Raw genomic sequence first — 19581 nt, forward strand, 5'->3', positions numbered from 1 at the left:
GTGATCACCGGGGGAATGATTGTGAATGCCGGATACACGAAGGGCACCGCGTTGTCACGCGATGCCCTGATGTTTTCCCTGATATGGTTTCACCAAACCGGGATATGTCTTCTTTTTGCTAATCAGCCCTTGGCGACAGCAGCAACTTCGGCGGCGAAGTCGGTTTCTTCCTTTTCGACGCCTTCGCCGAGGAGCAGACGGGCCATGCCGACGACTTCGATCGGGGCGCCAGCAGTCTTTTCAGCTTCCTTGATGGCAGCAGCAACCGTCAGGTCCGGATTGATGACGAAAGCCTGCGAAAGAAGAGCGACTTCTTCGAAGAACTTGCGCATGCGGCCTTCAACCATCTTTTCGATGATGGCTTCCGGCTTGCCGGATTCGCGGGACTGCTCGATGAAGACGTTGCGCTCGCGCTCGGCGACTGCAGCATCGACTTCTTCGGCGCGGATCGCCAGCGGGTTGGTAGCAGCAATGTGCATGGCAACCTGGCGGCCGATCGAGGTCAGAACGGCCTTGTCGCCGACCGACTTCAGGGCGACCAGAACGCCGAGCTTGCCGATGCCGTCGCCGGCAGCATTGTGGATGTAGGTCGCGACAACGCCGTGCTCGACTTCGAGCTTGGCCGCACGACGAAGCGTCATGTTTTCGCCGATGGTTGCGATCGCGTCCTTGATGGTGTCGGCGACCGGCTTGCCGGATGCCGGGTAGGTCGCAGCCGAGATGGCCTCGACCGTGCCGTCAGTGGACAGAGCTACTTCGGCGACGCCGCGAGCGAGGTCCTGGAAGGCATCGTTACGGGCAACGAAGTCGGTTTCGGAATTGAGCTCGACGACAACGGCCTTGTGACCGGCGCCAGCAATGGCGACCAGGCCTTCAGCGGCAGTGCGGCCGGACTTCTTGTCGGCCTTGGAGATGCCCTTGGCGCGCAGCCAGTCGATCGCTGCTTCGATATCGCCGTTGGTTTCGGTCAGCGCCTTCTTGCAGTCCATCATGCCTGCGCCAGACTTTTCGCGCAGTTCCTTCACCAGTGCAGCCGTAATCTCGGTCATAAGCTTCCTCTTGTGGGTTCATATGGTGCGGCATGCGGTTTGCGACCGAAGCGCACCGATTTGAGGGACGAAATGTACCCTTAAGTATGACAGCGTTATGAAGCAGCGTCATACTGTGGAATTCTCGATTGGAACAAGCCTGGATTTACCGCCTACAGCGCCGCGTGTCACAAGTGACGCGCAAAGGTCGCTGCAACACTTTAAATCTACTGCATAATTTCTCCCTCAAATCGTTTCCGATTTAAGGAATTATGCAAGAGGCAAGGCGTTATCCAAAACGCGATAAGGCCGCTCGAACTTATTTAAGTCGCAAACGGCCTTATCCCGGATGTCATTGCGCTTGGGCGGGCAGTCTATTGCCCGCCTCCAGGCGCGATCAGGCTTCGGTGCCGTCCGCCAGGGTCGGCTCGATCGGGGCTTCCTCGGAAGCGCCGAGATCACGGCCGGATGCACCCTGCTGGCGAGCGATGCCGTCGATGGCAGCGCGCGAGATCAGGTCGCAGTAAAGAGCGATGGCGCGCGAGGCGTCGTCGTTGCCCGGGATCGGATAGTCGATCAGGTCCGGATCGCAGTTCGAGTCGATGATGGCGACGACCGGGATGCCGAGGCGCTTGGCTTCGTCGATCGCGATCTTTTCCTTGTTGGTGTCGATGATGAACATCAGGTCCGGCGTGCCGCCCATGTCCTTGATACCGCCGAGGGCCTTATCGAGCTTTTCGCGTTCGCGCTCGAGGTTCAGACGCTCCTTCTTGGTGAAGCCCTGGGCTTCGCCGGAGAGGATTTCGTCGAGCTTGCGCAGACGCTGGATCGAGTTGGAGATCGTCTTCCAGTTGGTCATCATGCCGCCGAGCCAGCGGGCGTTGACGTAGTACTGAGCCGAGCGCTTGGCGCTGTCGGCGATCAGTTCAGACGCCTGACGCTTGGTACCGACGAACAGAACGCGACCGCCACGAGCAACGGTGTCGCTGACAACCTGCAGTGCACGGTTCAGCATCGGAACCGTCTGAGCGAGGTCGATGATGTGGATGTTGTTACGATCGCCGAAAATGTAAGGCTTCATCTTCGGGTTCCAGCGGTGCGTCTGGTGACCGAAGTGAACACCAGCTTCCAGAAGCTGGCGCATAGAAAAATCAGGCAATGCCATGCCTTTGTCTCCTTTACCGGTTGAACCTCCGCAAGGCGAACAGCACCCTCTTCGAGGATGCCACCGGGCGGAACGATCCGGATTTCTCCCGGACAATCCCATGCCTTACGTGTGGAATGCGGGTGCCCTTACATTCGATTCGCGTGGAATGCAAGGCTTTGGCAGCGAAAAATAACCGTACCCTGCCCTCAGGTAGCCAGTTTATCGAGTAGCGCCAGCATGACATTGGCATCGGGCATAGGCAAGACAGCATCGATTTCCGCCGGCAGCAAGCCGGCAATCGCGCTGTCCGCGTCGCCGGTTACGGCTCCCAGCGGTCCGCGAAAGCCGTGCTTGGTCCAGGCGAGCTCCTGCAATCGCGGGCTGATCAGCGCGTCGATCATCCGGTCGACCTGTTCATCGATGGCAATGAGCGGATGGGAGGAATAGACCGTCGGATGCGGATAAAGCACGACGGGCTTCGCTCCATTACTAGCCTGGATTCTCTTCCATCGCTGCGGATCGGCGAGAATCCATTCCACCAACTGATTCTCATAGCCGACAATCATCGGCTCGCCACCGATACCGCCCGCGAGATATTGCTCGAAGAGCTTGCCCGATGACGACGCCTTGAAGCCCATGTTGCGGAAAATGGCCTGCGCCTTGTCGCCGAACTGGAAAAGACTGGCGGCACTCGCGACATTGCCGCTCAGAAGGCTTAGCACCAGACCGGCAAACATGAAGCCTGAATTGGAACGATTGGGATCGGTGGAAACGATCCTCGATTGCCCATATAGTGCTCCGACGCCGAGCTTCGACCAGCTCGCACCGGACAGCACCGCATCCAGCAGCGCCTTCAGATCGAGCTGGTGCTGCCCCTGCGATGTCGTCGTGACAAGCCCGGCCTTGGTCAACCCATCGACGACGGGCTGCCAAGAATAGACGACAACGGGTGTGTTCAGAATAACGCGGTCGTTGCGGATCTTGATGCCGTTCTGCCGGGCGATATCGACCATGATCGAGGATGAAGGCCACAGAAACGACGGCGTCTGCGAGAGAAGCGCCTGCTCGCGCACCATTTCGACAGAACCGGCGACACGGCTGTTGATCTCAAGCCCGTGGCTGTGCAGCGCCGAAATCACATCCTTATCGGCGAGGAATGCTTCCTTCTCGCCGCCGATGAAGCCGAACAGCTTGGTGCGGTTGCCAAGCAGTCCCTGCAGTTCCGGTCGATCCTTGACGGCGAAATAGCCGCCGGTTCCGGCAACGCCGGCAGCAAGAAGCCCTACTCCGAAGGCGCGGCGGGAAATGGCCATCAGCGTCCTATATCCTCTTTGAGCGATGCCTGTATAAGGCGCAACTCGGTATCAAGCGTATCGAGCCTGTCGTCGACCAGGCTGTCGGAATAGTGCACAAATGCATCTTCAAGTTTGGTCAGAACCAGCTCGACCTCCCGGAGGCGAGCGGTGTCCGGCTGGCGCTTCGCCTCGATCGCAGCAAACCCTTCCGCTACCTCGGCGGCACGCGGCAGGTAATAGCTGAGGAAACGCCGGACCGTGCCGGCGCTTTCAGGATTGACCTCCACCTTGGCAAACACATCGGTGGCAATCTCCGCCAGATGACGCACCCGTTTTGCCGTCTCCTTGCTGGAGATCTGGCTGGCCGAAGCCTCCAGTCTTTGCGCGGCCGGTGCCGCCGCGCTCAGCAGATCACGGGCGAAATCCAGACGTCCCCTGCCGATCGCCTTCGCATCCAGACCTTCGAACATGCGCTTTGGCGCCAGAACGAAGATGAGGCCGACGAAAACCAGGAAGCCGATGATGGCGGCGATCCAGACCGGCATACCGGCCAGGAAGCTCAGCGCAGGAACCACAGCCGCGGCGGCAAGCCCCGCCACGATCCAATTCCCGTCATTGCCAAACCAGTTCCGCATTATTGTCCTAGTTGTAACCGCGCACCGCCCGGAATGCGCTGACCAGATCGCCACGTCCATCGAATACGCGTCCCGAGGTCTCTTGCGCGAGGGCGTCCAGCTGCCGCTTGTCAGCATCGCCGAAGGTGATGCCGAACACCGGCACGTGCGGATTTACCGATGCCCAACGGCTCATGAAATCGCGATTGGCATCATCTGACTTGCCGTCAGTCATGATGACGATGGCGGGCAGATAGGACGGCAAGTTCTGCGCGCTTTTAATCCAGTCGAGCGCCCGGCTAGCACAGGCATACATGTCCGTGCCGCCGCCTGCTCGCTGGCGGGAAACCCGGTCGACAAGCATCTTCTGCTGGGCTGGGTTTCCCGAACCTTCGTAGGTCGCGCGCACATTGGCATCGAAGGGAATAACCATGATGCGATCGGCGGGCGTCCATTGCGCCAGCACCTTGCCGGTTTCATCCGGATTGAACAGGAACCGCATTGCCGCCTGCAACTGCCCCTCGCCCTGCCCCTCCATCGATCCGGAAAAATCCAGGCAAAGGGCCGTCAGCGACGGTTTGCGCAATGCCACCTGATAGAGATCGAGCGCCTGGCGGATAACGGTTGGCTCCGGCATACGAACGGCGGTGACCAACCGGGTCGGATCGAAATTCCAGGAAGGATCCGGCTTGGCGGAGACGTCGGCAAGCGGGATTCGGCGGCCCGTATCGGCGATGCGCTTCTGCGTCGGCGCGGAGCGGAGATATTCGGTGAGCTGGTTGAAGAAGGTCTCGACCTTCGGCCCTCGCCCGTGATCGACGAAGCCGATGGGCGAGTCCGCCACCACGACACCGTCGGCCGGATAGATCGCATAGAGCGGTTCCTTACCCACGCCCACGAGCTTGTCGTTGGTTTCCTTCAGCACCGCCTCATAGTTCCACATGGCGTCATAGAGGACGCCTTTTTTCGCCGAATCCGTATAGAGGTCGGCCAGCCAGCCCGACGAGCCAGAAGAACGCTCCACGCCGCCGAGGAGCGAACGCACGGTGCTCTGAACGTCGGACTTGTCGAGATCGCCCGGCTCGATCACAGGCTTATTGCCAAGCGCGCTCGACAACATGCCGAGATAGGCGCTCGCACCGGAATTGGATTGGGTGGCCGAGGTCATGAGAAACTTCAGCGAGCCGTTCTTCACCGCCGCCAGAATGTCCTTCATGTAAACCGGTTTGCCGGTCCAACCGAGCGCATCGGCCTTGGATTTGCGCACACCGAGAATGACCGGCATCTGCGCGACCGAGGTGAGTGATTTCACCCGGCGCTTGGCGTCGAACATGTCGACCCAGACGCTCGATGCGGGCCAGACGGCATCCTGCTCGACACCTTTCTCACTCTGGAGAGCGAGGCCGATATCCAGTGTACCTTCGTAGGAGAAAGTGCAAGACGCGTTCTTCTGCTTGCAAAATTCCTCGACGATCGGCTGAAGGACCGTGTTCTCCGAGCCGGAGACGATCGAGAATTTCGGGCCTTGGCCGCCGACGTCGCAGCCGCTCAGCGCGAGAGCTGCCACAAGTGTCAGGCCGGTAACAAGTGTACGGATTGCCATGCCGATTACCGGGCCTCGATCATTGCTTTCTTCAGCTCGATGGTCATTTTCTGCATCCGCTGCTCGGCCTCGGCGCGCTTGGCGCGGCCATCCTCCTGCACCTTCAGAACGCCGCCGATCGTGTCGATCAGATCGCGATTGGCCGCAGCGAGCGTATCGATGTCGACGATACCGCGCTGCGATTGCTGTTCTATGGCAATCGCCTGATCCTTCAGCATCCTTGAGGCCTCGCGGATCATGTCGTTGGTGGCGTCGGTAATGGTCTTCTGCAATTCGAGCGCCGATTTCTGCTGGGTCAGGCCGAGCAGGATCACCATCTTCTGCTTCCAGGCCGGCACCGTCAGCGCCGCAGTCGCCTGCAGGTTTTCGATCAGGGTTTCGTCACCGGCCTGCACGATACGGATCTGCGGCAATTGCTGGATGCCGAGCTGACGCGCCTGCTGCAGGTAGAAAACGCGCTTTTCCAGCCGATCGAGCGCCTGCAGGCTGTCCTGATAGATCTGCGCCTCCAGCATGCCGCCGCCTGGATTGGCGGTGGCCGCTTCGGCGGCACTCTTCAGGCGCGGGAGTTCGGTCGCGCGGAAACGCTCGGCGAACGCCTTGCCCGCCTGCACATAGGCGTCGAGCTGCAGGATGGACTGCTTGGTTTCTTCGTGCAGGTCATCGAGAAGCGCGATATCACGGCGCAAAACGTCCTTATGTCGATCAAGCTCCAGCCCGATGCGATCGATCTGGCCGGCGACATCCTCGAACTGCTCCTTGAAACGCTCCAGCCGTGCTCTGAACGAGGAAAACATCCGCGACAGGAAGCCCTCGTCCTTCAACGAGGCCGGATCGAGATTCTTGGATTTGACGATGATATCGGTCAGCAGCTTGCCGACTTCGCCGAGATCGCGGTTACGGACCTCGCGCAAGATGCGGTCGGAATAATCTGAAACGGACTGCTGCGCGCGATCGCCGTAGACGGAGATGCCGGCCCGATCGGTCAGGTCGATGCTATCGCCGATGCGAGCGATTTCCGCCGGGTCGGCGGCAACAACGGGCAGCGTCTCGTGAGACGTGGCTGGGATATCGGCATTGCTCATGGGTCACGCTTTCTCGTCCATAAAACGGAGCCGACCGCAAAACTTTCGATCGCCCCAGACGATCATTCCCCCGCGCGCCCCACTACAATTCCAAGTCGACGCGAGGTGAAATAGACTCACCTCCGCTTGCCGACCGTTCCACACAATAGTGAAACTTGGATCACAGTTTTATGACGACGATTTCGCGTCAGGAGCGTTATCGTGGGCTATTGGCACGCCTTGGTGTCGAGAACCTCAAGCTTGGTGAGCTTGCCGGTCAGGACGAAATCGCCGTAGTCCATGGTAAGATCGCGGGTTATGCCGTTCTCGTACAACTTGAACGACATGCGATAGACCGGCATGGCGTCGCCGGTGGACTTCTCGTTGAAATAAGCGACAGTTACGGGCCAGAAGGTCTTGCTGGCGAAAGCGCCGGCCTTTTCGGCGTCGGGATCATCCTTTGCAGGCGTCTGCTCCTTGCCGACGACGGTGGTGGCGAGCAACGGCTTGTCGCCGTCATCGGAGCCATCGAAGACCTGTGCCTCGAAGAAGTTCTTGCCGAGCTTGGCATTGTGAATGATGTCGAGCATGTGCTCCGTCGGAAAGCGGCTCTCGATCACTTCGACCTGCTTGCTATGCGGCTGGGTGAGATCGACCTTTATACCCTTCTGGTCCTCGACGGCGGCGCCCCGCACATCCTTGTCGAGTTGGCTATCCGTGTAGGATTTGGTTTCGAAGCGAAAGATTCGCTTGCCGAGATCTTCGAAGGTCGTGGTCTGTTGATCGCTGACGCGCGTGGAGTCGCCGGTATCGATCTTCGTCACGAAACGGAAATTGGTGGTAAAGCCGGTGCAATCGGAACCGTCGAACTCATAAACCATACGGCCAAACATGCCGGCGATGCCGGAGCGATCGGAGGCATCCTTCAGCTCCAGATCATAGACGGCCCGGTGAGCGATCAAGCCGCTTGGGCCGGCCGCATGCGCCGCGGTGGTTCCCAGTGACAGAATGCCCAGCCCCGAAACAACGGTGGCAGCAATACTCGAGCGGAACATTCATTATCTCCTGTTGGACTCGCACGCGATGTTATAAGAACGCTTTCGGCTGAAACGAGGCTGCCTGTTCCGATTGACGGAATTTAGTCTTGATGCCGGATTTTTGAAGTTTTTACAACAAAACGGGAGATGAAAATGTCCGCTGCCATAGAGGCTCGTCTGACGGAACTTGGTATCACTTTGCCGCAGGCCGCAGCACCGGCCGCCAACTATGTTCCCTATGTCATCAGCGGCAATCTTCTCTATCTGTCCGGCCAATTGCCGATGGAAAACGGCAAGATCGGCGTGACGGGCCATCTCGGCAAGGATGTCGATGTTGCAGGCGGCCAGCGCGCAGCCGAACTCTGCGCCATCAACATTCTCGCCCAGGCAAAAGCAGCGCTTGGCGGTGACCTCGGCCGCATCAAGCGCCTGATCAAGCTCAACGGCTTCGTCGCGTCGACGCCCGATTTCGTCGAACAACATCTTGTGATCAACGGCGCCTCGAATCTTCTGGCAAATGTACTCGGCGAAGCCGGAAAGCATGCCCGCGCCGCCGTCGGCATGGCAGCCCTGCCGCTCAATGCCGCCGTTGAAATCGATGCCATTCTGGAAATCGCATAATGAGCAAGCTTGCCTGGCTGACCGAGCGCCCCGTCGCCCATCGCGGCTATCATGACATGAACAAGGAAGTCTGGGAGAACACGCTTTCGGCCTTCAGCCGAGCCATCGAGGCGGGCTTTGCCATCGAGTGCGACCTGCACTATGCCTCGGACGGCGTTCCGGTCGTTTTCCATGACGATGATCTGCAGCGCGTCTGCAACCTGCCCGGCGAGGTACGCGAGCGCACCTCGGCCGAGCTCGGGCTGCTCTCGATCGGCGGCACCAAGGACAAGATCCCGACCTTGAAGCAGCTTTTGCAGCTCTGTGACGGCAAGGTGCCGCTCGTGCTGGAACTCAAGGGCCGCGAAGGCGATGATGAAGGCTTTGCCGAATCCGTGCTCGAAGTCCTCGAAGGTTATAAGGGACATGTGGCGCTGATGAGTTTCGACCAATGGCTGCTCAAGGACCTCAAGGCTCTGGAATCGCCTTACCCTGTCGGCCTCACGGCTGAAGGAAACAAGCCAGAGACGTTTTTTCAGCATGACGAAGCCATGCATCTTGGGCTAGACTTCATATCATACTTCTTTGGCCACCTGCCGAACCCCTTCATCACGGCGCAGCGCCAGCGCGGCATTCCGGTCATAACCTGGACCGTGCGCGACGAAGCGGCCCGCAAGCACACATTCGCCAATGCAGACCAGATGACCTTCGAAGGTTTTGATCCGCGCGCTACCTCATAAATCGAGTTCGATCGAAGGAGAGGTTTCGCGCAAACCAGCGCATTTCCGTTTCAAACGGAATTCTGGAAATGCGCTGTTCTCTTGTTTGAGCGCAATTCCGGACGCAAAACCACTACGCACTTTTGCTGGAATTGCTCTAGATTGCCGCTGCGCCACTCATCCCATCGGACGCATGGCGCAGCGGCAAGAGCCCGCCCTCCTCGTTAGCGCAAGAATTTGATGACAGACGAATTATCCATTCGAGTCGAACGATCCTTCAAGAACATCGCCCCGGAAAGCTGGTCCAAGCTCGCCGGAGCATCCAGAACCGGCAGCGTTCTGCCATACAATCCGTTCATCTCGCACGCCTTCCTCTCGTCACTCGAGGAGTCCGGCTCTGCGACCGACAAGGCGGGCTGGCTCGGCAACCATCTGCTGCTGGAAACGGATGGCGGCGAACTGATCGGTGCCGTCGTTGGATATCTGAAGAGCCACAGTCAGGGCGAATATGTCTTTGACCATGGTTGGGCCGATGCCTTCGAGCGTGCCGGCGGCCGCTACTATCCGAAACTGCAATGTTCGATACCTTTCACGCCCGCCACGGGGCCGCGGCTGCTCGTTGCCGAGGGGCAGGACCGCGAGGCAATCCAGCCGGCGCTTGCCGAGAGCCTCAAGGAAGTCACACGGCAGCTTGGTGTTTCCTCCGCCCACATCACCTTCCTGCCCGAAGACGAAGCTGCGGTATTCGAGGACGATGGCTATCTGCATCGCACCGACCAGCAGTTCCATTTCATCAATGAAGGCTATGCGGACCATAACTCCTTCCTGGAAACGCTTGCCTCGCGCAAGCGCAAGGCGCTGAAAAAGGAGCGCCGCGCAGCACTCGAAGGCGGTATCAGCATCGACTGGCTGACCGGCAGCGACCTCACCGAAAACATTTGGGATCAGTTTTTCGCCTTCTATATGGATACGGGCAGCCGCAAATGGGGCCGGCCTTACCTGACCCGAAAATTCTACTCACTGATCGGCGAGCGCATGCCCGACGATGTGCTGCTCGTCATGGCGAAACGCGAGGGTCGCTATATCGCTGGCGCCATCAATTTCATCGGCGATGAGACACTTTATGGCCGGCACTGGGGCTGCATCGAGGACCATCCCTTCCTGCATTTCGAGGTCTGCTATCATCAGGCTATCGATTTTGCGCTCGCCAAGAAATTGAAGCGCGTGGAAGCCGGCGCTCAGGGCGAGCACAAGCTTGCACGCGGCTACCTGCCGGTAGTCACGCATTCCGCGCATTATATTGGACATCAGGGCCTGCGCCGCGCTGTTGCTGACTACCTGAAGCACGAGCGGGAACAGGTAGAGGAAATGAGCGAAATCCTGACGGAACACAGCCCCTTCCGCAAAGGTGAGCGGCAGGATATCTAGGCCGTTTGAGATAACCGTAAACGCAAGACGAGGAGACACTGGATGACCAGCCCCGCCTATGACGACAACAATATCTTCGCGAAGATCCTGAGGGGCGATATCCCTTCCTACCGCGTCTACGAAGACGAGCACACTGTCGCCTTCATGGATGTGATGCCGCAGTCGCCCGGCCACACGCTTGTCGTGCCGAAGGCGCCCTCGCGCAACATTTTCGACGCCGATCCTGCCGCGTTGCAGCAGGCAATCACGGTTGTGCAGAAGATCGCTGTCGCCGTTCAGAAAGCCTTCGACGCCGACGGCGTCTATATCGCCCAGTTCAATGAGCCGTCTGCGGGCCAGACCGTGTTCCACCTGCATTTCCATGTTATCCCGCGCCTCGAAGGCGTGGCGCTGAAGCCGCATTCGGGCAAGATGGAAGACGGCGCGGTATTGGCGGAAAACGCAAAAAAGATCATCGAAGCACTCGGCGGCTGACATACGTCTGTGTTTTTTGATGCAGCACATCAGAAATACTCTGTAACAAAATGAAAAGGCTGCATTGTTTCCAATGCAGCCTTTCGTTTTTCATGCCGGATCCGTCAGTTACTTGCGCGGAACCTTCGGCACAGCGCCGCCGCCCTTGCGAGGCGATTTTTCCGGCGGTTCTGCGCTTTCCGCAGCGGCCTTGGCCGAACGACGGGCATCGGCAGCTGCACCGGCTTTGCTGACGCGGCTTCTGGTCTTGACGGCGGTATCGCCATCAACCTCTTCCACCTCGACATGCGGTTCGCCGACTTCCGCTTCCGGCTTCGGCCGGATAGGCGCGGTGTCGGCGGTCGCGTCGAGCACGATGCCGGTCGAACCGTCTTCCTTCTTGCCGACCGTGACGTTGACCACGCCGCCTTTCTTCAGCTTGCCGAAGAGGATTTCGTTGGCCAGCGGCTTCTTGATGTTTTCCTGGATGACGCGCGCCAGTGGTCGGGCGCCCATCTTGTCGTCGTAACCCTTCTCGGACAGCCAGGCGATGGCGTCCTCGTGCAGGTCGAAGGTAACGTTCCGTTCGGAAAGCTGAGCCTCCAGCTGCATGATGAACTTCTGCACGACCTTGTGGATAACGGTCGTCGGCAGCGCGGCGAACGGAATGACCGCATCCAGACGGTTGCGGAATTCCGGGGTGAACATCCGGTTCAGAGCCTCTTCGTCCTCACCCGTACGCTTGGACGAGCCGAAGCCGATGGCGGCCTTGGCCATTTCCGAGGCACCCGCATTGGTCGTCATGATCAGGATGACGTTGCGGAAGTCGATCTTCTTGCCGTTATGGTCGGTCAGCGCGCCGTGGTCCATGACCTGCAGCAGGATATTGAAGATATCCGGATGCGCCTTCTCGATTTCGTCGAGCAGGACCACGCTATGCGGATGCTGGTCGACGCCATCGGTCAGGAGGCCGCCCTGGTCGAAACCGACATAGCCGGGAGGAGCTCCGAGCAAACGGGAAACCGTGTGACGTTCCATATATTCCGACATGTCGAAGCGCAGCAGTTCGACGCCGAGCGACGATGCCAACTGCTTGGCGACCTCAGTCTTGCCGACGCCCGTGGGGCCGGAAAAGACGTAGCAGCCAATCGGCTTGTTCGGTTCGCGCAGACCGGCACGGGCCAGCTTGATCGAGGTCGATAGAGCTTCGATCGCCGTATCCTGCCCATAGACGACGGAACGCAGTTCCTGTTCGAGGTTGGCAAGAACCATCTCGTCATCCTTGGAAACCGTCTTCGGCGGAATACGGGCCATGGTAGCGATCGTCACTTCGATTTCGCGCTCGGTTATCAGCTTGCGACGCTTCGACGGCGGCAGCAGCATTTGCGCAGCACCGGTTTCATCGATGACGTCGATCGCCTTATCCGGCAGCTTGCGGTCGGAGATATAGCGGGCCGACAACTCTACAGCCGACTTGATGGCGTCGTTCGAGTAGCGCAGGTGGTGATACTCTTCGAAATAGGGCTTCAGGCCCTTCATGATTTCGATGGCATCCTCGATGCTCGGCTCGTTGACGTCGATCTTCTGGAAACGACGAACGAGCGCCCGGTCCTTCTCGAAGAACTGACGATATTCCTTATAGGTGGTCGAGCCGATGCAACGGATCGCACCCGAGGAAAGGGCCGGCTTCAGCAGGTTCGATGCATCCATCGCCCCACCGGAAGTCGCGCCCGCACCGATGACGGTGTGGATCTCGTCGATGAACAGCACGGCTCCCGGATACTCTTCGAGTTCCTTGACGACCTGCTTCAGGCGTTCTTCGAAATCGCCGCGATAGCGGGTGCCGGCAAGCAGCGTGCCCATATCGAGCGAAAAGATCGTGGCGTCGGCCAGAGCTTCCGGAACCTTGCCCTCGACGATGCGCTTGGCAAGGCCTTCGGCAATCGCCGTCTTGCCCACGCCGGGATCACCGACGTAGAGCGGGTTGTTCTTCGAGCGGCGGCAAAGCACCTGGATGGTACGATTGACTTCCGAATGACGGCCGATCAGCGGGTCGATCTTGCCGTTCTTGGCCTTCTCGTTGAGGTTGACGCAATAGGCCTTCAGCGCATCCTGCTGCTTCTTGCCGTTGCCTTCCTCCTGCTCACCGCGGGCGGTGGGCTTGCTTTCGGATTCGCTTTCCTCGGCACCGCGCGGCGTGCGGGTCTGGGAGGAACCCGGGCGCTTGCCGATGCCGTGCGAGATGTAGTTGACCGCGTCGTAGCGGGTCATTTCCTGTTCCTGCAGGAAGAATGCAGCATGGCTTTCCCGTTCGGCGAAAATCGCGACGAGAACGTTGGCGCCCGTCACTTCCTCGCGACCGGACGACTGCACATGGATCACGGCGCGCTGAATGACGCGCTGGAAGCCGGAGGTCGGCTTGGAGTCCTCGTCATAGCCCGTGATCAGGTTGGACAGTTCATTATCGACGTATTCAGTCAGAGTCTTACGGAGCGCGTCGAGATCAACATTGCACGCGCCCATGACAGCCGCGGCGTCGGCATCGTCTACCAGCGCCAAAAGCAGATGTTCCAGCGTGGCATACTCGTGATGCCGCTCGTTCGCGTAAGTCAGTGCCTGGTGCAGCGCCTTCTCAAGACTAGGCGAAAATGTTGGCACGTTCAGATCCTCACTTCTTTTCCATAACACATTGCAGCGGATGCTGGTGTTCCCGGGCAAAATCCATCACCTGGCTCACCTTCGTTTCTGCTACTTCATATGTATATATCCCGCATTCTCCGACGCCATGGTTGTGGACATGCAGCATGATGCGGGTGGCACTTTCGAGATCCTTTTGAAAGAAACGCTCCAGGATATGGATCACGAAGTCCATGGGCGTATAGTCGTCGTTCAGAAGCAGCACACGGTATAGGTTGGGTTTCTTGGTTTTGGGCTTGGTGCGCGTAATCACCGAGGTCCCGCGATTTCCGTTGTCCCCGTTCCTTTCGCTGTTGTTTTGCATCCGGATCGGCTGAGCGATCATTTCATTCTTCCTCAAATCATCCGGCAGAAGCTATCGCATTCCGACTTGGCACTGGGGGGTTGGTTCATTCACTTGGTCGGGCCAGATATCCGAACCACTAAGGTAGTTCATATTGGCGTAATTTTAAGCCCCTTACCGGACACTGCAATCACAATTCGCTGACAAAGCGGACTCGGGCCGAAAAAGTCGCGGCATAAATTCGGCGCCGGTTCGATATGCGAAAACAAAAAGACCGGCTACGCGTTGCGCAGCCGGTCTTTCCGGAAACTTCAGCTTTCAGCTGGGGATCAAGCAGCGGTTGCCGTTGCTGTAGCCTTGCTGGCGGCCTTCGTCGCTGCAGCGACCGGCGCCTCGTAGGGCTTGAAGGCATTCTTGGCCAGATCGGCATACATTTCGCCAAGCTTGGTGGCTTCGGCTACGAAATTTTCATAGGCGGACTTCACATAGGTGCTCTGGAGTTCGAAAGCAGCCTCAAAGCTTTTGACGCCGGCGAGCGTTTCGAAATGCGTGACACCATCCTGGAACGACTTCTTCGAATATTCAGCAGTTTCAGCGGCAATCGCCTGGAAACCCTTGCTGACATCGGAGTAGCTCTTCAGCGCCGTGTCGATGGCTTCCTTGCCCTTCTTATTTGCTTCGTCGAAATTGAACATCTGTCTCCGTCCCTTGTTGGTCGGCCGACGGCCGGTTTACAGGCAGGAAACTTAAATGCGACGCACAATTAGTCAAGTAGTCTTGTGCGTCGCAAAATCTATCAGTGATTGCATATTCGGTAACAGAGCCGTGTCAACGCCGACGTTTGCACTGCACCATTTTGATTTTCCTAATATATATCATTGCCCCTGCAACCAGAGGCTTTGGCAGAAATATCGCCAGACCCTCGGAAAATCATGAATAGGCCAAACGCCAGCCTTGCCGGCATTTGGGGCCGTCAATCGCTGCATTCCCTGCAGAGATCAAAGAAAAGAGCCGTATTTCGATGAAATACGGCTCATAAATTCGACTGAAATAGAGAATCGCTCAGGCGATTTACAGATCGACGTCCAGGATGGCCATCGAGAAATTGTAGGAACGATCGCCATCTTCGTCGTCGATATACACGACACCCAGGAACTCTTCATCAAGGTAAACTTCGGCCGAGTCGTTCTTGCGCGGGCGGGCCTTCACGACCATCTGCGGGTTGAACGTGCGCTTGAAATAGGCGTCGAGTTTCTTGATTTCTTCGGGCTTCACAATGCTTCTCCGTGAGGATCTCTGGTTGGCCGCTTCTTGCATAGGAAAAGCGGCAGTGTAAAGACCGGAACCGCGCCATACACCTTTTGAAGCGCCGCACGTTTCCGTAAATCAGGCTAAATTTCCGCTAGATTCCAGCACCCATGATCTGATCAACGACCAACTGTTCGGTCAGAAGCTGGTCCATGGAGCGCGAGGGTTCCGAACACCCAGCTTCTCCGACGACCTTGGCCGGCACGCCGGCAACCGTGGTCTTCGGCGGAACTTCCTTCAGCACGACGGAGCCGGCGGCAATGCGCGAGCAATGGCCGATCTGGATATTGCCGAGAATCTTGGCGCCCGCGCCGATCAGGACGCCATGGGCGATCTTCGGGTGACGGTCGCTACCTTCTTTGCCGGTGCCGCCAAGGGTGACGCCGTGCAGGATGGATACGTTGTCGCCGATCACGGCCGTTTCGCCAACGACGAGGCCGGTCGCGTGATCGAGGAAGATGCCCTTGCCGATACGCGCCGCCGGGTTGATGTCCGTCTGGAAGACGCTGGAGGAGCGGCTCTGCAGATAAAGAGCGAAATCGCGGCGACCGCGATTATAAAGCCAGTGCGCGAGACGGTGCGTCTGCAGCGCGTGGAAACCCTTGAAATAGAGCACCGCTTCAAGGAAACGCAGGCAGGCCGGGTCGCGATCATAGACCGCCTGGATGTCGACCCGCAGGATCGATCCCCATTCTGGCCAATCGGCCAGCATTTCCTCGAACGTCTGCCGCAGAAGGATCGCCTGCATGTCCGGATGATCGAGGCGCTCGCAAATGCGGTAGATGACGCATTCTTCCAGCGAACGGTGATTGATGATCGTCGAATAGAGGAAGGCCGCCAGAAGCGGATCGCGCTCGGCGGCGGTGCGAGCTTCCTCGCGCATGCTATCCCATATGGGATCCACAATCTTAACCGCGCTCATGCCCTCCAAGGGGCGAATATCCGTTACTGCGACCATTGGCGGTCTCCCGATTTGCTGTCAGGAATGCATTATATAGATTAAATGCCACACAAGACAAATGGATCGAGTGCGCATGAATTTGGAACATGATTTTGCCGGCGGTCTCCTGCGTGTCACCAGTGGCGATGCCATAGGCACGATCACGATCAACAATCCCGCCAGGAAGAATGCCTTAACCGCCGCCATGTGGCGCGCCATTCCTCAGGCCGTGCGCATGTTGACCGACAAGGCAGAGGCCCATGTGATCGTTCTGTGCGGCATCGGCGCCGATTTTTCCGCCGGCGCCGACATCAGCGAATTCGATAGCGTACGCAAGAACTCAAAGACTGCCGTCGCCTACGAAGCGCTGAACAGCCAGGCTTTCGAGGCCATCCGCCATTGCCGGGTTCCGACCATCGCAGCAATTCGCGGCATCTGCTACGGCGGCGGCTTCGGACTCGCCGCGGCCTGCGACCTGCGGATCGCCGAGCAAGGAGCGCGTTTCTCCATTCCGGCAGCTCGCCTCGGCATCGCCTATCCGGCCGATGCCGTACAGGACATTGTCAACGCGCTCGGCACCCAGATGGCCAAGGTCGCGCTGTTTACGGGCGCGCCGATGTCCAGCGAGAAAATGGCGATGGCCGGATTTCTGCTGGAGGAGATTGAGTCCGCTTCCTTCGAGAGCGAAATCTCTGCCCTCGCCCATGCGATCGCCGCCAATGCGCCGATTTCGCTGCATGCTTCGAAACTCGCGGTCCGCGCCGCCCTCGAACAGAATGGAGACCTGCTGCGCGAGGCGGAGATAATCGGCGCGGAAACCTTCGACAGTGAGGATTATGCCGAGGGACGCGCCGCCTTTGCCGCGCGCCGGAAGCCACACTTCACCGGCAAGTGACTTGACCGATCGAGTCCGGCCTTACCGGTGTTCGATCCGCTTGTAGAATTCGAGAACCGCTGTTTTGAAGACCTTGTCGCCGACGGCAAGCATGTGATCGCGGTTCGGTATATCGACGACCTCGGCATGTTGCATCAGATCGGCTAGCGCCTGCGCCGAACCGGCGATGTCATCCTTGGTGCCGACGGCGATCAGGGTCGGCGCTTCGATCTTCGCCACATCCTCCTTTGTCGCCAGATCGCGCGACCCCTGTATGCAGGCGGCAAGCGCCTGACGGTCGCTCCTGGTCTGTTCCGCAAAGGCGCGGAACATGCGCCCGCGCTGATGGGTGACGTCATCGAGCGACGCAGCGACGAGCGCCTCCGCGATCGGATCCCAATCGCCAACACCTTCGACCATACCTATTCCAAGACCGCCGAGCACAAGTGAACGGACGCGATCGGGATGTGCTATCGCCATGAAGGTCGCGACACGAGCGCCCATGGAATAACCCATGACATGAGCCTCTGAGATACCCAAATGGTCGAGCAGCGCAACCGCGTCTTCGGCCATGATCCAAGGATGGTAGACGTCGGCGTCATAGAGCTTGTCGCTTACACCATGGCCACGATTATCGATCGCGATCACGCGATATCCGGCATCGCCGAGCGCCTTCAGCCAACCCGGATGCACCCAGTTTGCAATGGCCGTGGAAGCAAAGCCGTGAATCAGCAACACGGGCGGACCGTTCGGATCACCTTCGTCGAAAAAGGCGAGCTTCAATCTGCCCCTGACGAAATGGGACATCGAAGGAGCATTCAAATTCATGGCATTATCTTTGCAAACAGGGGTTTTCCTGATGCGGGACCATATTTTATCGACGATATCAGGTGAACCCCGCATCAGCGAAAAACTCTGCGCCGAGCCGGACTTTCGCACTACACAATCGAGAAGAAGGATTATAAAGAGGGGCTACCAAGTCTGGCGCAACATTCATGCCGCTCAAGGCAAGACGCATTTGGAGATCATCATGGCCGGTCACAATATTCCCCACTTCCAGAACGACGGCGGACACCGTGTCATCGAGATCGGCGTGAAGGAATTCATGTGCACCGGTGCCTCGGTCCCCTACGACCACCCGCATATCTTCATCGATCTCGGCGACGAAACCGAGAAGGTTTGCTCCTACTGCTCGACGCTCTATCGCTACAATCCGTCGCTGAAGGCAGACCAGACCAATCCGCCCGGCTGCGTCTTTCATTTCAAGGCGGCGTAAACCCGTAGCCTTCGATCGGACATAGCGAAATGCCGATCAAGACAGCCGCAATCATCGGCGCCGGAATAGCCGGATTGACGGCGGCGCTGGCGCTGGCAAGGCACGGCATCCGTTCCGAAATTTTCGAACAGGCAGAGGCGCTGACCGAAGTCGGCGCCGGCCTGCAGATTTCCCCGAATGCTTCCCGTATCCTCGACACACTCGGCGTACTCGATGCGCTAAGATCGGTTTGGCTCGAGCCGGACGAAGTTCGGCTCGTCTCCGGTTCGTCGCTGCGCCCCGTCGCATCCGTCCCTTGTGGGAAATTTGCCTTGGAGCGCTGGGGTGCGCCTTATGGCACCGCACATCGCGCGACCTTGCAGAAGGCGCTGCTGGATGCGGTTACCGCCAACGCGCTCTGCACGTTGCATCTCGGTCGGCGCATCGACATCAAGGACAAGCGAGCATTGGAGGAGATCGCAGGCAGCGAGCTCGATCTCATCATCGGTGCAGACGGCGTGTGGTCCAAGACGCATGCGATGGTGCCCGGCGCACCCGCGCCGCTCTTCTCCGGCAATATTGCCTGGCGCTTCTCGGTTGCCGAAGCGACAGCTCCCTCCCTGCTAAACAAGTCGAGCGTGACGGCATTTCTGGGTTCGTCCAGCCATCTCGTCTGTTATCCGATCCGGGAAAATGCCGCCTTCAACATCGTCGCCATCGTTTCCGGCAGCGGTTCGAGCCGCGATTGGAGCACCTCCGGCAATAAGGCGCAGCGTGAGCAGATGCTTCGCGGCTTTTCCGGTTGGAACAGTGAAATCCTGCGAATGCTGGAAGCGAGGGAACAGGCTACCTTCTGGCCGCTTTACGAGATGAAGGCTGGCCGTTGGCATAATGGCAGCGACACGGTGCTCATCGGCGACGCCGCGCACGCGATGATGCCGTTTGCGGCCCAGGGTGCGGCCATGGCGATCGAGGACGCCTTCGAGCTCGCCGGCATGCTGGCGACGCGCTCACCGGCGGAGGCACTCAATCTCTTCGAGAAGCATCGTACGCCGCGCATTGCCCGACTGCGCCAGCGCGCCGCCTTCAATCAATTCGCCTACCATGCCCGCGGGCCTATCCGCCTGGCGCGCGACCTCGTCCTCTCCCTGCGGCCGCCGCAAAGTCTTGCGGCGGATATGGACTGGATTTACTCATATCGCGCTGGAGCATCTCCGGTTTGACAGAAATGCTCCG

General features: G+C 58.8%; 20 protein-coding genes. 7 read left to right on the plus strand and 13 right to left on the minus strand.

Going from position 1 to position 19581, the window contains the following annotated elements; translation table 11 throughout:
• Window positions 1–122 precede the first annotated feature (122 nt).
• The 7 genes from tsf to GGD46_RS23545 all read right to left on the minus strand — a co-directional run bounded on the left by tsf (window position 123) and on the right by GGD46_RS23545 (window position 7806).
• On the minus strand, window positions 123–1049 hold the full coding sequence (tsf, locus tag GGD46_RS23515) for a translation elongation factor Ts (RefSeq protein WP_184708507.1): 927 nt from the start codon (window positions 1047–1049) through the stop codon (window positions 123–125).
• A gap of 376 nt (window positions 1050–1425) precedes the next feature.
• Window positions 1426–2193 carry a 30S ribosomal protein S2 gene (rpsB, locus tag GGD46_RS23520; RefSeq protein WP_184708509.1) on the minus strand — a complete coding sequence of 256 codons (768 nt, stop codon included), beginning with the start codon at window positions 2191–2193 and terminating at the stop codon, window positions 1426–1428.
• Between the two features lie 188 nt (window positions 2194–2381).
• Window positions 2382–3488 carry a substrate-binding domain-containing protein gene (locus GGD46_RS23525; protein WP_184708512.1) on the minus strand — a complete coding sequence of 369 codons (1107 nt, stop codon included), beginning with the start codon at window positions 3486–3488 and terminating at the stop codon, window positions 2382–2384.
• Window positions 3488–4105 carry a 5-bromo-4-chloroindolyl phosphate hydrolysis family protein gene (locus GGD46_RS23530; RefSeq protein WP_184708514.1) on the minus strand — a complete coding sequence of 206 codons (618 nt, stop codon included), beginning with the start codon at window positions 4103–4105 and terminating at the stop codon, window positions 3488–3490. Before GGD46_RS23530 ends, GGD46_RS23525 begins: the two co-directional genes overlap by 1 nt.
• Before the next feature lie 7 nt (window positions 4106–4112).
• Window positions 4113–5687 carry a VWA domain-containing protein gene (locus tag GGD46_RS23535; protein ID WP_184708516.1) on the minus strand — a complete coding sequence of 525 codons (1575 nt, stop codon included), beginning with the start codon at window positions 5685–5687 and terminating at the stop codon, window positions 4113–4115.
• Window positions 5688–5692: 5 nt separating this feature from the next.
• The gene (locus GGD46_RS23540; protein WP_184708518.1) at window positions 5693–6772 is read right to left on the minus strand and encodes a toxic anion resistance protein; all 1080 of its coding nucleotides are present in this window, start codon (window positions 6770–6772) and stop codon (window positions 5693–5695) included.
• Window positions 6773–6978: 206 nt separating this feature from the next.
• A complete protein-coding gene (locus GGD46_RS23545; RefSeq protein WP_184708520.1) occupies window positions 6979–7806 on the minus strand; it encodes a cell envelope integrity EipB family protein in 828 nt (275 codons plus the stop codon).
• A gap of 135 nt (window positions 7807–7941) precedes the next feature.
• On the opposite strand from GGD46_RS23545, the gene GGD46_RS23550 reads away from it, so the two are divergent.
• The 4 genes from GGD46_RS23550 to GGD46_RS23565 all read left to right on the plus strand — a co-directional run bounded on the left by GGD46_RS23550 (window position 7942) and on the right by GGD46_RS23565 (window position 11009).
• Window positions 7942–8409: a RidA family protein gene (locus GGD46_RS23550; protein ID WP_184708522.1), complete on the plus strand. Its 468-nt coding sequence runs from the start codon at window positions 7942–7944 to the stop codon at window positions 8407–8409.
• Window positions 8409–9128 carry a glycerophosphodiester phosphodiesterase gene (locus GGD46_RS23555; RefSeq protein ID WP_184708523.1) on the plus strand — a complete coding sequence of 240 codons (720 nt, stop codon included), beginning with the start codon at window positions 8409–8411 and terminating at the stop codon, window positions 9126–9128. The genes GGD46_RS23550 and GGD46_RS23555 overlap by 1 nt, the downstream gene beginning before the upstream one ends.
• 219 nt (window positions 9129–9347) lie before the next feature.
• The gene (locus GGD46_RS23560; protein WP_184708525.1) at window positions 9348–10535 is read left to right on the plus strand and encodes a GNAT family N-acetyltransferase; all 1188 of its coding nucleotides are present in this window, start codon (window positions 9348–9350) and stop codon (window positions 10533–10535) included.
• 42 nt (window positions 10536–10577) lie between these two features.
• Complete coding sequence (locus tag GGD46_RS23565) at window positions 10578–11009, plus strand: HIT family protein (protein WP_184708527.1); 432 nt, start codon at window positions 10578–10580, stop codon at window positions 11007–11009.
• 108 nt (window positions 11010–11117) lie between these two features.
• On the opposite strand, the gene clpA is transcribed toward GGD46_RS23565, so the two are convergent.
• The 5 genes from clpA to cysE all read right to left on the minus strand — a co-directional run bounded on the left by clpA (window position 11118) and on the right by cysE (window position 16234).
• The gene (clpA, locus tag GGD46_RS23570; RefSeq protein ID WP_184708529.1) at window positions 11118–13646 is read right to left on the minus strand and encodes an ATP-dependent Clp protease ATP-binding subunit ClpA; all 2529 of its coding nucleotides are present in this window, start codon (window positions 13644–13646) and stop codon (window positions 11118–11120) included.
• A 10-nt stretch (window positions 13647–13656) separates the two neighbouring features.
• The gene (gene clpS, locus GGD46_RS23575; protein ID WP_184708531.1) at window positions 13657–14010 is read right to left on the minus strand and encodes an ATP-dependent Clp protease adapter ClpS; all 354 of its coding nucleotides are present in this window, start codon (window positions 14008–14010) and stop codon (window positions 13657–13659) included.
• Window positions 14011–14297: 287 nt separating this feature from the next.
• Entirely contained in the window at window positions 14298–14663 is a 366-nt protein-coding gene (locus tag GGD46_RS23580; protein ID WP_184708533.1) for a phasin family protein, read from the minus strand.
• 376 nt (window positions 14664–15039) lie between these two features.
• Window positions 15040–15243, minus strand: a complete 204-nt coding sequence (locus GGD46_RS23585) for a DUF3126 family protein (RefSeq protein WP_168806070.1) — start codon at window positions 15241–15243, stop codon at window positions 15040–15042.
• Between the two features lie 127 nt (window positions 15244–15370).
• On the minus strand, window positions 15371–16234 hold the full coding sequence (gene cysE, locus GGD46_RS23590) for a serine O-acetyltransferase (protein ID WP_184708535.1): 864 nt from the start codon (window positions 16232–16234) through the stop codon (window positions 15371–15373).
• 76 nt (window positions 16235–16310) lie between these two features.
• Here cysE and GGD46_RS23595 point away from each other — a divergent pair, with 76 nt between their 5' ends.
• The gene (locus GGD46_RS23595; RefSeq protein ID WP_184708537.1) at window positions 16311–17111 is read left to right on the plus strand and encodes an enoyl-CoA hydratase-related protein; all 801 of its coding nucleotides are present in this window, start codon (window positions 16311–16313) and stop codon (window positions 17109–17111) included.
• A gap of 21 nt (window positions 17112–17132) precedes the next feature.
• Here GGD46_RS23595 and GGD46_RS23600 read toward each other — a convergent pair whose 3' ends face one another.
• Window positions 17133–17918, minus strand: a complete 786-nt coding sequence (locus tag GGD46_RS23600) for an alpha/beta fold hydrolase (RefSeq protein WP_184708539.1) — start codon at window positions 17916–17918, stop codon at window positions 17133–17135.
• A gap of 202 nt (window positions 17919–18120) precedes the next feature.
• On the opposite strand from GGD46_RS23600, the gene GGD46_RS23605 reads away from it, so the two are divergent.
• Both GGD46_RS23605 and GGD46_RS23610 read left to right on the plus strand, forming a co-directional pair.
• Complete coding sequence (locus tag GGD46_RS23605; RefSeq protein ID WP_184708541.1) at window positions 18121–18366, plus strand: zinc-finger domain-containing protein; 246 nt, start codon at window positions 18121–18123, stop codon at window positions 18364–18366.
• A 29-nt stretch (window positions 18367–18395) separates the two neighbouring features.
• A complete protein-coding gene (locus tag GGD46_RS23610) occupies window positions 18396–19568 on the plus strand; it encodes an FAD-dependent monooxygenase (protein WP_184708543.1) in 1173 nt (390 codons plus the stop codon).
• The last annotated feature ends 13 nt before the right edge of the window (window positions 19569–19581 follow it).

The organism is Martinezella lusitana (genome assembly GCF_014207095.1).
GTDB classification, from domain to species: domain Bacteria; phylum Pseudomonadota; class Alphaproteobacteria; order Rhizobiales; family Rhizobiaceae; genus Rhizobium; species Rhizobium lusitanum_B.

Bases quoted from the DNA above. Each gene is read 5' to 3' on its own strand.
- GGD46_RS23545 (WP_184708520.1), bottom strand. From the start codon at position 7,806: ATGTTCCGCTCGAGTATTGCTGCCACCGTTGTTTCGGGGCTGGGCATT.
- cysE (WP_184708535.1), bottom strand. From the start codon at position 16,234: ATGGTCGCAGTAACGGATATTCGCCCCTTGGAGGGCATGAGCGCGGTT.
- GGD46_RS23535 (WP_184708516.1), bottom strand. From the start codon at position 5,687: ATGGCAATCCGTACACTTGTTACCGGCCTGACACTTGTGGCAGCTCTC.
- GGD46_RS23605 (WP_184708541.1), top strand. From the start codon at position 18,121: ATGGCCGGTCACAATATTCCCCACTTCCAGAACGACGGCGGACACCGT.
- GGD46_RS23580 (WP_184708533.1), bottom strand. From the start codon at position 14,663: ATGTTCAATTTCGACGAAGCAAATAAGAAGGGCAAGGAAGCCATCGAC.
- GGD46_RS23540 (WP_184708518.1), bottom strand. From the start codon at position 6,772: ATGAGCAATGCCGATATCCCAGCCACGTCTCACGAGACGCTGCCCGTT.
- GGD46_RS23600 (WP_184708539.1), bottom strand. From the start codon at position 17,918: ATGAATTTGAATGCTCCTTCGATGTCCCATTTCGTCAGGGGCAGATTG.
- GGD46_RS23530 (WP_184708514.1), bottom strand. From the start codon at position 4,105: ATGCGGAACTGGTTTGGCAATGACGGGAATTGGATCGTGGCGGGGCTT.
- GGD46_RS23610 (WP_184708543.1), top strand. From the start codon at position 18,396: ATGCCGATCAAGACAGCCGCAATCATCGGCGCCGGAATAGCCGGATTG.
- rpsB (WP_184708509.1), bottom strand. From the start codon at position 2,193: ATGGCATTGCCTGATTTTTCTATGCGCCAGCTTCTGGAAGCTGGTGTT.
- GGD46_RS23525 (WP_184708512.1), bottom strand. From the start codon at position 3,488: ATGGCCATTTCCCGCCGCGCCTTCGGAGTAGGGCTTCTTGCTGCCGGC.
- GGD46_RS23550 (WP_184708522.1), top strand. From the start codon at position 7,942: ATGTCCGCTGCCATAGAGGCTCGTCTGACGGAACTTGGTATCACTTTG.
- GGD46_RS23565 (WP_184708527.1), top strand. From the start codon at position 10,578: ATGACCAGCCCCGCCTATGACGACAACAATATCTTCGCGAAGATCCTG.
- GGD46_RS23595 (WP_184708537.1), top strand. From the start codon at position 16,311: ATGAATTTGGAACATGATTTTGCCGGCGGTCTCCTGCGTGTCACCAGT.
- GGD46_RS23555 (WP_184708523.1), top strand. From the start codon at position 8,409: ATGAGCAAGCTTGCCTGGCTGACCGAGCGCCCCGTCGCCCATCGCGGC.
- tsf (WP_184708507.1), bottom strand. From the start codon at position 1,049: ATGACCGAGATTACGGCTGCACTGGTGAAGGAACTGCGCGAAAAGTCT.
- GGD46_RS23560 (WP_184708525.1), top strand. From the start codon at position 9,348: ATGACAGACGAATTATCCATTCGAGTCGAACGATCCTTCAAGAACATC.
- clpS (WP_184708531.1), bottom strand. From the start codon at position 14,010: ATGATCGCTCAGCCGATCCGGATGCAAAACAACAGCGAAAGGAACGGG.